Genomic DNA, 12,412 nt, shown 5'->3' on the forward strand with positions numbered 1-12,412 from the left:
CCGCTGGACCCGACACCGCCGCATCAGGTTGCAGTAGCCATCGCTGAGCGTCGCCCCCGTTGCAAGCCCGACTGGAGGTTTGTTCTTCCTTGCTGGTCGCTGTCGATGCAGGCATCTGGACCGCCCTTCACGGAGCTTTCCCTGTCGAACGTGGCTGTTGCTCCTGGCGCAGGGCGCGCGTACGAACGCCAATTGGCGTTGCCCGCGTCGCAGGGGCCCGCCACAAGGCCCCCGCTTTACCGAAGAGGGGGCTGCGGAGGAGAATTCACCTAAGCGGACGACCAAGGGCGTTCGAGACGGGCAGGAACTGCTTGCGGTGGCGCGAGGAGCTCAACGTGGACTCTGCCCCCGGCCGGGGGCCGGGGGCCGGAGCGGCTGTCAGCCGCAGCAGCCCACGGCGCCCTCGGCGGAGAACTGCGAGCCACCCTGGAAGGCCCTGCCGCCTCCGTCGCCGGTGACGGCCGCATGGTTGTTCCAATCGACGTGACCGATATTGTCACCCTGCGCGGCTGAGGCGGCAGTGCCGATGCCCAGACGCGGGACGACGGGCAGGTCCGACCAGGTCCGCGGCCAGGCCGGGCCTGTCGTCCTCGCAGCACCCGGGGACCGAGGTTTCGCGCGGCCGAGGGCGGTGGGGGGCAGTGGGGGGTGTCGGTCAGGGGAGGTTCTTCTCCAGCGCGGCGAGGTAGTTGTGCATGAAGTGGTCGCGGATGCCGGCGCTGGCGGGGGCGAAGGCGTCCGCGGTCAGGCCCTTGGCCCGGTCCGCCAGGCCGGCCTGCAGGGTCATGGAGTCGTGGATCCGGCCGGCCGAGTCGATGTAGCGCAGGTTGTCCACGTGGGTGTAGACGGGCTCGGGTGGCAGCTGCGGCACGATGTCGTTGTTGTTGACGAAGCGGTACATGCGGTCCTTGAAGCCCTTGTTGAAGGCGGCGGCGAGGATCCGGTCGCAGGTGCGGGGCTGGCCGAAGGTGTAGACGCCGTCCGCCTGCAGGCGGGGCTCCCCCAGGGACATCCGGGCGCCGGCGAGCATGGCCAGCGCGCCGCCGAGGCTGTGGCCGGTGAACCACACGCTCTGCCCTTCGGTGCGCAGCTCCGCCAGGGCGTCCCGGACGGACGGGAAGATCGACTCCAGTGCTTCGGCGAAGCCGTAGTGCACGTATCCGGTCTTCGCCGGGCCGGCCCACGGCGGCGTCTCGGCGTCCGAGAGCCAGTCGCGGATCTCCGCCGGCTGGGTGCCGCGGAACGCGGTGATGATCATGCGGTCGCCGGCCATGGTGTACGCCTGGGTGTCCTGCAGCGGGAACGGCGGCGTGAAGCGGGTCTCGTGGTGGCGTACCTGGCCGAAGCCCCAGGACGCCGCCTGCTCCTCGATGGTGGCCCGGTCCTTGTAGGCCAGGTCGCAGGCCCTGGCCAGCCAGTAGGCATGGGGAACGCTGTACCCCTTGGCGCCATGGTCGATCGTGGACGGTACGGGCATGGAGGAACCTCTCCGGTCTTCGACGGGTCGCGCCCGGTGCAGGCAGGTCGCGTGCGGCGCTCGCCCCCGTCGTACACGCACCAGCCGCTCAAGGGCTGCCGCCGCGCCGCAGGCCGCCCGGTGGGACCGCCCGACGCCGTGCCGTTCTCCGGACGGGTGCGGTCCGCTGGCTCGCGGCAGCGGGCTGGTCCAGGCTGAGCCGTGACCCAGCACCGAGCCGACGGGAAGGGCGCAGATGTTCGACGAGAGCTTTGCCTTTCCGCCCGCCCTGGTGAACCGGGTCGGCGGCTCCTCCGGACGGGTCGCCGTGATCGGGGCCGGTGTCGCGGGCCTCGTCTGCGCGTACGAGCTCCAGCGCTGCGGCTTCCAGGTGGTCCTGTACGAGCGCTCGCGCCAGCCGGGCGGGCGGGTGCGGACCCACCGCTTCTGGGACGGCACGCACGCGGACCTGGGCGCCATGCGCATCCCGGGCAACCACCACTGCGTCCTGCACTACGTCTCCCGGTTCGGCCTGCGGACCCGGCCGTTCGTCAACGCCAATCCGAGTGCCTACTACCACCTGCGCGGCCACCGGGTGCGAGCCCGGGACGTGCATGCGCTGTTCCCGGAGTTCGCGCTTCGGGACGCGGAGAAACAGGCTCCGACCCGGCTGCTGGACCGCCTCCTGGGCGCGGTGTGGGAGACGCTGACCACCGGGCAGAAGCGCCGCGTGCTGGAGGGCCATTGGGACGACCCGGCGCTCGACCGGCTGATCTCGGTGTCGCTGTGGCAGTTCGTCCACGAGAACCTGTCGCAGGACGCCTGGGACCTGGTGGGCCATGCCAGCGGCTTGGCCCACTACGAGCAGTCCTCCCTGCTGGAGGTCCTGGTCGACTACTTCGGCCTGTTCCACGCCGGCCAGCTGGAGCTGGTCGACGGGATGGACTCCCTGACCCGCGCCTTCGTCCGCGCGCTGCGGCCCAGGACCCTGCAACTCTCCACGAACATCAGCGAACTCGTGCTGACCGGCGAGGGAGTGCTGGTCCGGGGCAGGCGGATGGACCATCCGACCACCGAGCAGGTCGACTTCGTGGTCTGCTGCGTGCCGGCGCCCGCGCTGGACCAGATCACCTTCCTGCCCGGTCTGCCCCACCCCCAGCGCCACGCCGTTCGCGGCATCAGCTACGCCAGCAGCTCAAAGTCGCTGCTGCACCTGACGCGCCGCAGGTGGGAGTCGCAGGACGGGATCTTCGGCGGCGGCAGCTTCACCGACCTGCCGATCCAGCAGTGCTGGTACCCGTCGGACAACGCCCGTCCCGTCCGGGACGGGGCCGACGGCAGCGCCACCCTCCGGTGGGTCGCCCAGGACCCGCGGCGGTCCGAGGAGCCGTCGGTGCTGCTCGGCGCCTACCTCTGGGGGGCCAACGCCCGCCGCGCCGCCGCGCTGCCGCCGGCCGACCGCGACCGGCTGGTGCTGGCCTGCCTGGAACAGCTCCACCCCGGCATCGGCGACGACGTGGACGACATCGTGCACTGGAACTGGGACGAACAGGTCGGCATGGGCGGCGGCGCCTTCGCGCACCTGCCGCCCGGCGAGCACACCCGCTACCTGACCGTGCTCGGCTCCCCGCACCCGGTCGGCGACCCGCGGATCTTCTTCGCCGGCGAGCACCTCTCCGGGGCGCACGCGTGGTGCCAGGGCGCCGCCCAGTCCGCCCTCGGCGCGGTCGGCCTGCTGCTCGACCGCAGCCGGCACGCCGAGGTCGCCGCGCGGGTGGGAGCCGCGTGAACGGGAGCCGCGCGAGCGGGGCCTCCCGGCTGGAGCGCGAGGACCTGCGGTCGCTATTCGTCCCGCGCGCCGGGGCCCGCGAGCGGGTCGGGCTGGAGATCGAGAGTGGCCTGGTCGACCCGCAGACCGGGCGCGCCGCCCCTTACCTGGGCGAGAACGGCGTGCTGGCCGTCCTGGAGGCGGTGCTCGCCGAGTGGGGCGGCGAGCGCCAGCAGGACGCCGGCCGGCTGACCGGCGTCCTGCTGGCGGACGGGAGCCAGATCACCCTCGAACACGGCGGCCAGCTCGAGTACTCGTCCGCGCCCGCCGACGGTCTGGCCCTCGCCGTGGACGACGCGGGCGCCGCCTTGCAGCGCCTGGCCGAACTCGTGGGCCGCTTCGGCCTGGCCCTGCTGCCGGGCTCCGCCCTCCCCTTCGACCGCCTGGACACCGTCTCCTGGGTCCCGATGACCCGCGGCGCCATCATGCGGGACTTCTTCGCCCGCATCGGCGAAGCCGGCAGCCGGGGCACGGAGATCATGTCGATGTCCCTCTCCACCCAGGTGCACCTGGACTACCTCTCCCCCGAGGACTTCACCCAGAAGCTGCGGATGCAGGTGGCCGCCTCCCCGGTCGTCGCCGCACTGCTCGTCAACTCACCGCTACAGGGCGGACGTGCGAACGGACTGCTGTCGCACCGCTCGCGCGCCTGGCTGCGGATGGACCCGCACCGCTGCGGCATCCTGCCACCCGCGCTGCGGCCCGACGTCGGCGCCGACGACGTCATCGACTGGGCCCTGCGGATCCCCATGATCTACTACCGGACCGCGGACGGACGCTACCGGCCCGCCCCCGACCGGCCGTTCGCCGCGCTCCTGGAACAGGGTTTCGACGACGGCACGATGGCGACGTTCGACCACTGGGCCTCCCACATGTCGCAGATCTGGACGGACGTCCGGGTGCGCCGGACCCTCGAACTGCGCAGCGCCGACGGGCCGCCCTACGAGCACATTCCCTCGATCCCGGCGCTGTGGGTGGGCCTCAGCTACCACCCCCCGTCACGCGAAGCCGCCTGGGACCTGCTCGGCCGCTACACCCTGCGTGAGCGTCGCGGCGCCCTCGACGCCCTGCCGAGCCAGGGCCTGCGCACCACGCTCGGCGGCGACCGCGTCAGCGACCTCGCCACCGAGCTGCTCCGCCTCGCCCGCGCCGGCCTGACCGCCCGCGTTCAGGCCGGACTTGAGCCCCGGCGGGTGCTGGCCTACCTCGACCCGCTCGACGAAGTCCTCGCCACCGGGCGGACGTTCGCCGAGCAGTGCACGGCGCGCTGGGAGAGCGACCTGCGCCGTGACCCCCGCAGGTACGTCGAGGCATTCCGCGTGCGGGCTCGACCACTTCGGTAATGGACAAGTCCGCGGCGCGGCGCGGCCACTGGGCTCCGGCCGGCGAGGATCGGAGGCCCGGGAGCCTCAGGAGGACGGGCGCCACAGCTCGACATCGTGGTAGCGGTGCGTCTGCTGATGCCGGCGCAGGCTGCCCGCCATGATGCGTTCGAGCTGGAGCGTCAGCGTCCGATGTCGTGCCGCAGCCCCGCATCGGCTGCGAACTCGTCCAGTGCGCGGGGTAGTTCACAGGCCACGACGTGCTCGCGCAGGGAGATCTGCGAGGCCGCCAGCAGGGCGACGAGGCCGTCGCACCGCGCAGCGGGGCCGCCGGGCCGCCGGGCCGCGGATGACCCGCCACGTCGGCGCGCAGCATCAGGTTGCCGGGATCCCGTCCGCGCGCCGGCTCCCCTGCTCCTCATCCCCTTCGCCGGTATCCGGCCTTCACCCGGCGCCGCCACGGGGCCCAGGGAGAAGCGGTCGGCCATGTCGAATGCGGCGGCGGCGACCGGGGAGGCCATCGTCGGGTCGCCACAGGCCCTGGTCGCACCGCCCTGCCTGCCCGGGGCCGCCCGCCGTTCGACGAAGTCGTGCTGCTTCCGCCGGGCCCCGGCGCCTGGGCGAGGGCCGCGGTGGCCACGTGCGGCCGTGCTCGGGCCAGGTCGTGCGTGCGTGCGGGGCAGCCGGCGTCGATGGTTCAGGTCAGCGCTGCCGCTACCGCCGACGTCCACGTGGCTGTGGCGCGGCGGGCCAGGCGGCTGGTCGGGGCGTAGCCCTCGAAGAGGTGGAAGGCGCCGGGGACCACGTGGAGTTCGGTGTGGACGCCGGCCGCGATCAGGCGGTTCGCGTAGCTGAGGGCCTCGTCGCGGAGGGCGTCGGCCTGGCAGATCTCCAGGTAGGCAGGTGGCAGGGCGCTGAGGTCCTCGGCGCGGGCGGGGGCGGCGTAGGGGTCGGCTTCGGTGGAGGCCAGGTAGGGCTTCCACATGCCGCGTACGACGCGGCCGTCGACGATCCGGTTGTCAGCGCACTCGTCGATGGACGGGAGGGCGCAGCGGTCGTCCAGGGCCGGGACGAGCAGGAGCTGGAACGCGAGGGTCGGGCCGCCTCGGTCGCGGGCGGCGAGGGCGAGGGCCGCCGCAAGGGCGCCGCCGGCGGAGCGGCCGGCGACGGCGAGGCGGGTGGGGTCAACGTCCAGGCGAGCGGCGTTGTCGGCGGTCCAGCACAGGGCCGCGTAGCAGTCGTCGAAGGCGGCGGGGTACGGGTGTTCCGGGGCCAGCCGGTAGTCGACGGAGACGACCACGGCCCCGGCCGCCAGGCAGAGGTCGCGGCAGTTGCCGTCGCCGGTGTCGAGGTCGCCGGCGATGAAGGCGCCGCCGTGGAAGTAGAGGACGCCGGGGCACGCGCCCCTCGCCCCGGTCGGGCGGTAGATGCGGACGGTGAGGTCGCCTGCCGGGCCCGGAATCACGGTGTGGCGCACGGCGATGCGCGGGTCGTCCGCCGGGGGCTTCGCGGCCAGCAGCGACCGCAGGTACGCCCGGGTGGCCGGCGGGTCGGCCAGCGGGTCGAAGGGCGGGACACCGTCCAGGACACCGGCTATCTCGGGGTGCAGGCGCATCGAGGCTCCATGGTCTCATTGATATGGTTGCAGCACGATGAAGGTAATGATCTCATTGATACGGTGTCAATGGATAAAAATGAGAGAGGAACCGCCGTGGCGAAGGATCTGACGCCGTCGCAGCTCGTCGTGCTCGGGCTGATCGCCCGGAACGGGCCGATGACGCCGTACGACCTGAAAGCCAAGGCCGAGAGCTCCGTCGGCCACTACTGGCCGCTCCCGCACGCCCAGCTCTACCGCGACCCACCCCGCCTGGCCGAGCTGGGGCTGCTGCGCGAGGAGGCGGAGGAGCACGGCCGCAGGCGCCGGGTGTTCCACCTCACCGACGCCGGCCGGCATGCCCTGCGGCACTGGCTCGCCGACCCCGCGACACCCGAGCCCGAGACCCGCAACCCCGCCCTGCTCAAGCTGACCTTCGCCGACCTGGGCGCGCCCGGCCAGGTCGCAGAGCTGGCGGCGGCCCAGGCAGCGCAGCACCGGCAGTGGCGCGACACGTACCAGGAACTCCGCGACCACCTCGACCCCCACGCCCCGGACACCCCGGCCCGCACCCGGCTGATCACACTCGGAATCGCTCACGAGCAGAGCTATGTGACGTTCTGGGAGGCACTGGCGGCCGATCCGGACGGGACCGGCGAACCGCCCTCCTAGGGTCTGGTCCGGAGTTGTGATCGGTGCCGGAGACTGTTCGATGTGGCGTGGCGGTCTGCGCGGCCGCCGCGGCGACGGCCGTTGCTGCGGCCCACCGCGGCAGCCCGGTGGTGTCGGTGACGGTCTATAGCCTGTCGCAATGATCCGTAGCGTGTTTGAGCAGCGTCCGCTTGATGCTGCCGTCGCTGACGCCGGGAGCGCGACGCTGGAGTTCGACCGGGCCAGGGCCTGGTTGCGCTCTGCGCTGGTTGGCGCCGTGGAGCCGTTGGGCGCCGAGGTGTGGGTCCTGGATACAGCCCTGGAGCAGATCGTGCTGGTCAGGCATCCGTGGCGCGGGCTGGTCCCGCCAGGTGGCAAGGTTGAGCCCGGAGAGTGTCCGCGTGATGGCGCGGCCCGGGAACTGGCCGAGGAGACTGGGCTACGGCCGCGCTTGTTGGAGCGGCCCGCCGCGGTGGCGGTGCGGTCATTCGGCCCGGATCTGCCGGAGACGCTGTCCCTCTCCTATGCCGCGATCGGCGACCCGGAACAGCCACTGATCGCGGAGGACGGGCAGCCCGCGGCCTGGATGCGGCTGGACCAGGGCTGGGACAGCTGCTTCCCCGATGACGCGCTGCGCATCCGACAGTACGTGACGCTTCTGAGATCGGGTTCCCTGCCTGGTGAGTGTGGCCGCGCCCAGGAGTTGCCCGGCCGATCATGTGACCGTCGCTGATCAGCTCGCTGTTCCGGGCATGGGGCGTTGGGAACGCGGCGATCCGTCGGACGGGGAGCGGGTGCGGCCGTTCCTTCCGGTGAGTAATGGGCGGTGTGGGCAATGGCGTGATCACCGCCGACAGCGTCTCGGCCGACGGTCGCCCTCGGCCGCGACGCCCGGCCGACCGGCCACCTGCGCCGCGCCCTCGACAACGGCCTCGCCCCGGACGAACTCGCCGAGGCGATCACCCACCCGGCCTGCTACGCCGGCTGGCCCGCCGCCATGAGCGCCACCGGCTTCCTGGCCACGGTCACCGAACCCATCGGCTGACCGACCGTCACCTCCCGCCACCAGCCCACCCAGGAGAGTCCCGTGCAGCACGTCACCTTGAACAACGGCGTCCGGATGCCGATCCTCGGCTTCGGCGTCTACCAGATCCCGGCGGAGAAGACCGAGCAGGCCGTCGCCGACGCCCTCGCCGCCGGCTACCGGCTGCTGGACACCGCCGCCGCCTACGGCAACGAGGAGGCTGTCGGCCACGCCGTCAAGAACAGCGGCATCCCCCGCGAGGAGCTGTTCGTCACCACCAAGCTCTGGGTCCAGGACGCGCCCGCCCAGGACAACACCCGGCGCGCTCTGGAGACCTCCCTGGCCAAGCTCGGCCTCGACCACGTCGACCTGTACCTGATGCACCAGCCCTTCGGTGACGTGTACGGCCAGTGGCGCGCCATGGAGGCCGCCAACCGCGAGGGCCTGGCCAAGGCGATCGGCGTCGCCAACTTCTACCCCGACCGCCTCCTGGACCTGATCCTCAACAACGAGATCACCCCGCAGGTCAACCAGATCGAGACCCACCCCTTCTTCCAGCGCACCGCCGACCACGACCTGATGCGCGAGCACGGCGTCCAGCACCAGGCGTGGGGCGGCTTCGCCGAAGGCAGGAACGAGCTGTTCACCCACCCCGTCCTCAGCAGGGTCGGCGACGCCCACGGCAAGTCCGTGGCCCAGGTCGTGCTGCGCCGGCTGATCCGACGCGACATCGTCACCATTCCCAAGTCGGTCGACCCCGAGCGGATGGCACAGAACATCGACGTCCTCGACTTCGAACTGACCGATGACCAGATGGCCGCCATCGCCGCCCTCGACACCGGCAAGACCCTGTTCTTCGACCACCACGACCCCGAGATGGTCGCCTGGCTCAGCAAGCGCCGCCTGGACAGCTGAACGGAACGGCAGCACCCGCCGCGCCCGGGCCGGCCTCGGACGCTCCGGCACACGGCGCCGGGCGTCCGCCCAGCGCCGCCCCCTGCAGCCGATCCGCCTGGGAGCCCCTACCGTGATCGCAATCCCGGCACCGCAACGCACCGCCGGGCCGACGCACCATCCCGCGCGCGGCCCCGCTTGCCGACGCCATGACCGGCACCCCGACCGGGGAGCTGCGGGCCCACCGAGCCCGTAGCACCCCGGCGTTCCGCTGGTGCCGCGCTACTCACGCCCGATGGTGCACGACACCACGTGCTCCTGGATCGCCACCCGACCGGTCTCCTTGCTGTTGACTCTGGTCCGCCGCCCGCCGGTCTTCTGGCCTGACACGGCGAGTCGATAGTCACCCACTGGGAGATTCTTGAATTCGCGGGTGATGGTGAACTTGATCGGATCGCCCGTGCCGCTCTGGTTGTGGGTGATTGGTTCGGACGTGACGACGGAGCCGCCCGGCCCGGTGATGGAGAGGGTGATGCTCAGCGCAGTGACAATCCCCTTGTGGCCCTCTTCCTCCCACAGGAGTTCGTTCCAGTACTGCGGAATCGCCTCGAAGGTGACAGTCAGCTTCTGGTACTGCCCGTCCCAGCCGACCTGGCCCGTGAGTGCCGCTTTCACGCGGGAGAAATTGCCGTTGTCGCCCTTGTGGATGGTGAAGTCCGATGCCGGATCACGGACACCACGATACGGCCCCTGCCCGGCCTTCTCTCCGGTGTTGATCCAGTCGACCGTCCCAAGCAGTCCCGGGCCGCACCGGTAGACGTAGGTCTTGCCGGCGAGGTCGTCCAAGCGCAGCGTGCCGATGGGCATGTGTGCCCCGCCGGGACCCAGGCAGTATTGCGGCCTGCTGAGCATCGCTTGTAGCCGGGCAAACGCGTACGCATCCTGCTCACTGTCTGATTTACCGTCGAGGTGGTCGAGGTCCGCGGTCTCCAGGAAGGTGTACTTCGCGGCGAGATCGGCCCTGTTCATGTCGTATCCCCTGCTCAGTCGTGCGCACCGGAGTGGTACCTGATTGTCGGGCACGCACCCGTCGGCGGAAGAAACGACTCGCACGAGCGGAGCCGTCAAGCCTCGCGGCCGAAGGCCGGGCTGCCCCCGACCGTTGATGCCGCGCTCATCGCCTCCATCCTCGTAGCGTGCACGATGTTGCGGCCCGCCGGGTAGCGAACCGGGCGACGGCCAGGGCGCAGCGGCGGACGGACCGGCCCGCCTCCAGAGCGAGCCGGCTCTGGAGGCGGCCACCAGGAACGCGACGGTCAGGCCGTCCAGCCCGGTCATGTCGATCACCTCGCGTCGGTCGGATTCCGATGTGGCGCGCCCACCCGCGCTCCGGCCCGGCAACCGGCCCGTCGAGCGGTCCGTTGCCGGCGGCGGTCCGTTGCTCGCGGCGGTCGGCCGCCGTCACGCGCGGAATGCGTCGGCCGGCCGCAGTCGGTTCGCGGGTCGCCGCCGTCGCGATCCCCGCCTTGATCCCTATCGAGCAGAGCGCCACCCGGTGTGCTCTCACCCGGCCCGGATGGCAAGCGGAGCGCGTCCGAGAGGGTGACAACCCGTCAGGTCGTGCCAGTCCGCTGTCAGCGCGCACCCTAGCGTGACGGTATGGATACAGAATATGCACGCTCCGTAGCCGGGGAACCGGGCAGGGCAGGCAGACCCGGCCGCGCACCGCGGACCAGGCTCTCTGCCGTGCTGGTGATGGCGCTGGCCATGCTCACCTTCGCCGCCGTCATCTCGCCGGCCGCCGCCACGCGGCGCGAGGGCGGCAGCGTGACGGTGAACTTCACCAACAACAGCGACCGCGCCCTGTCACTCGCGACGTTCACCATGACCAGGGGCTGCCTGATCGGCAGTCAGCCGAGCGAGATCGCCGCGGGCACCTCAGCCAGCTGGTCGTCCGAGCCCTGCCTCGGCTCGAACGGCAGCGCGGGCAACGCCTCCTTCCGGGTCGCCGGGGAGACCGTCGGCACGGTGCAGGTGAGCTGGGACAGCCCGACCACCGGCGCGAACAGCTACACCCAGACGGCACCGGGCGGCTACGTCATCAGCCACAGCGGCGGCGGGGGCTCGAACCCGACGGTCCAGTTCACCTTCGACTGCAACTCGACCACCTGCGACGGGATCCCCGACGACTGGAAGCGCAACGGCGTCACCATCACTCCCAGCGACGGCAGCGCCCCGCAGTTCATCGACCTGCCCAAGATGGGCGCCACCGTGAACAAGCCGGACATCTTCGTCCAGCTCGACTGGATGGCCGACGAGACCCACAGCCACGCACTCGACCCGCAGGCCATCCGCCAGGTGGTCGAGGCGTTCAAGAACTCCCCGTACAACAAGCACTCGCCGACCACCGGCATCAACCTGCACATCGACGCCGGGCCGGACAGCATCCTCAACTTCGACACCAACGCCACCTGGGGCGAGCTCAGCAAGGCGCGGCAACTGACCGAGACGACCAACCTCGGCACCGTGGACGGCAACGGCAACTACCTGTGGGACGCCTTCGACACGATCAAGGCGGAGAAGGGCGGCTTCGTCAGCTCCGGCCGGGTCCCGATCTTCCACTACGCGATCTCGGCCGACCACCTGGCGCCCGGCTCGACCACCCTCGGCATCGCCGAGCTCCCGGGCAGTGACTTCATCCTCAGCCTGGGTGCCCTCTCCCCCGACGTCCCCCAGATCGCCGCACAGGCTGTCGACTTCATGCACGAACTGGGCCACAACCTGGACCTGCGGCACGGTGGTGACGCGGACCTCCCGAACAACAAGCCGCAGTACTTCAGCGTGATGAACTACTCGTACTCCGTTCGAGGCCTGACCGCCGGAACGACCACCGGCATCGCCGACTACTCCCGCGACGCCCGAAGCCTGAACGAGGTGTTCATCGACGAGAACACCTACCCGTTCAGCAGCAAGGACTACGACGTCGTCCACTACTGCCAGAACGACCCGAAGGGCCCGTACATCACCACACCGCGGAGCAAGGGCTGGGTGGACTGGAACTGCAACGGCGTCCAGAACCGCGGCGTGGTCACTGCCGACGTCAACGGTGACGGGCAGAAGACCCGGCTCTCCGGCCACGACGACTGGAGCGCCCTGCGGCTGCGCGCCGGCGGGATCGGCCTGCCCGGCGCCCCCCTTCTCCCGGACCCGCCGACCCCGAACAACGAGCCGACCATGGAGCAGGAGGAGGGCGTCCTGCCGCTGGACACCACGCCGCCGGTCACCACCGCCACCACCGACCCGGCCGACGGCCGAAAGGACTACTTCACGACGGACGTGACCGTCACCCTCAGCGCCACGGACGACATCTCGGGCGTGAGCCGGACCGAGTACAACCTCGACGGCGCCGGCTGGACGGACTACACCGGCCCGATCGCGCTGACCACGGACGGCCGGCACGAACTGCTGTACCGCTCGATCGACTTCGCGCAGAACCAGGAGGCCGACCAGTCCCTGACCCTGCGCATCGACTGCGAGCACGGCCACGACCACGACCACAGCCACCCGTCGGGCCAGGACTCGTGAGCGTGACGACGGCAGCCACCGGCTGAACCGCACCGCCCGGGTCCGACCGGCCCCTCGA

9 protein-coding genes and 1 pseudogene are annotated in these 12,412 nt (G+C 71.3%); 7 read left to right on the forward strand and 3 right to left on the reverse strand.

The features are described from left to right. Positions 1-655 precede the first annotated feature (655 nt). Positions 656-1,477, reverse strand: coding sequence for a lipase family protein (locus OG500_RS00295; protein ID WP_329575076.1), 822 nt, complete (start codon positions 1,475-1,477; stop codon positions 656-658). 235 nt (positions 1,478-1,712) lie between these two features. On the opposite strand from OG500_RS00295, the gene OG500_RS00300 reads away from it, so the two are divergent. Together OG500_RS00300 and OG500_RS00305 are read left to right on the forward strand one after the other, a co-directional pair. Next, a complete protein-coding gene (locus tag OG500_RS00300; protein WP_327064289.1) occupies positions 1,713-3,245 on the forward strand; it encodes a flavin monoamine oxidase family protein in 1,533 nt (510 codons plus the stop codon). Beyond that, entirely contained in the window at positions 3,242-4,627 is a 1,386-nt protein-coding gene (locus OG500_RS00305; RefSeq protein ID WP_329575079.1) for a glutamate-cysteine ligase family protein, read from the forward strand. The genes OG500_RS00300 and OG500_RS00305 overlap by 4 nt, the downstream gene beginning before the upstream one ends. A 676-nt stretch (positions 4,628-5,303) precedes the next feature. Here the strand turns inward: OG500_RS00305 and OG500_RS00310 are convergent. Beyond that, complete coding sequence (locus OG500_RS00310) at positions 5,304-6,221, reverse strand: alpha/beta hydrolase (protein WP_327064292.1); 918 nt, start codon at positions 6,219-6,221, stop codon at positions 5,304-5,306. A gap of 96 nt (positions 6,222-6,317) precedes the next feature. On the opposite strand from OG500_RS00310, the gene OG500_RS00315 reads away from it, so the two are divergent. The 4 genes and pseudogenes from OG500_RS00315 to OG500_RS00330 all read left to right on the forward strand — a co-directional run bounded on the left by OG500_RS00315 (position 6,318) and on the right by OG500_RS00330 (position 8,790). Then, entirely contained in the window at positions 6,318-6,872 is a 555-nt protein-coding gene (locus tag OG500_RS00315) for a PadR family transcriptional regulator (protein ID WP_327064293.1), read from the forward strand. 139 nt (positions 6,873-7,011) lie between these two features. Continuing rightward, complete coding sequence (locus OG500_RS00320) at positions 7,012-7,584, forward strand: NUDIX domain-containing protein (protein WP_329575083.1); 573 nt, start codon at positions 7,012-7,014, stop codon at positions 7,582-7,584. A 150-nt stretch (positions 7,585-7,734) separates the two neighbouring features. Beyond that, positions 7,735-7,896, forward strand: a pseudogene (locus OG500_RS00325) (carboxymuconolactone decarboxylase family protein); the annotation flags it as partial. A 42-nt stretch (positions 7,897-7,938) separates the two neighbouring features. Next, positions 7,939-8,790, forward strand: coding sequence for an aldo/keto reductase (locus OG500_RS00330; protein ID WP_329575086.1), 852 nt, complete (start codon positions 7,939-7,941; stop codon positions 8,788-8,790). Positions 8,791-9,051: 261 nt separating this feature from the next. Here OG500_RS00330 and OG500_RS00335 read toward each other — a convergent pair whose 3' ends face one another. Continuing rightward, entirely contained in the window at positions 9,052-10,116 is a 1,065-nt protein-coding gene (locus OG500_RS00335) for a hypothetical protein (protein ID WP_329575089.1), read from the reverse strand. A 408-nt stretch (positions 10,117-10,524) separates the two neighbouring features. On the opposite strand from OG500_RS00335, the gene OG500_RS00340 reads away from it, so the two are divergent. Continuing rightward, positions 10,525-12,354: an OmpL47-type beta-barrel domain-containing protein gene (locus OG500_RS00340; RefSeq protein ID WP_442907116.1), complete on the forward strand. Its 1,830-nt coding sequence runs from the start codon at positions 10,525-10,527 to the stop codon at positions 12,352-12,354. The last annotated feature ends 58 nt before the right edge of the window (positions 12,355-12,412 follow it).

It is taken from the genome of Kitasatospora sp. NBC_01250 (genome assembly GCF_036226465.1).
Taxonomy (GTDB): domain Bacteria; phylum Actinomycetota; class Actinomycetes; order Streptomycetales; family Streptomycetaceae; genus Kitasatospora.

What these genes read in the sequence shown, in the direction of transcription:
- OG500_RS00320 (WP_329575083.1), top strand. Translation starts at nt 7,012, where the DNA reads ATGATCCGTAGCGTGTTTGAGCAGCGTCCGCTTGATGCTGCCGTCGCT.
- OG500_RS00295 (WP_329575076.1), bottom strand. Translation starts at nt 1,477, where the DNA reads ATGCCCGTACCGTCCACGATCGACCATGGCGCCAAGGGGTACAGCGTT.
- OG500_RS00340 (WP_442907116.1), top strand. Translation starts at nt 10,525, where the DNA reads ATGGCGCTGGCCATGCTCACCTTCGCCGCCGTCATCTCGCCGGCCGCC.
- OG500_RS00310 (WP_327064292.1), bottom strand. Translation starts at nt 6,221, where the DNA reads ATGCGCCTGCACCCCGAGATAGCCGGTGTCCTGGACGGTGTCCCGCCC.
- OG500_RS00300 (WP_327064289.1), top strand. Translation starts at nt 1,713, where the DNA reads ATGTTCGACGAGAGCTTTGCCTTTCCGCCCGCCCTGGTGAACCGGGTC.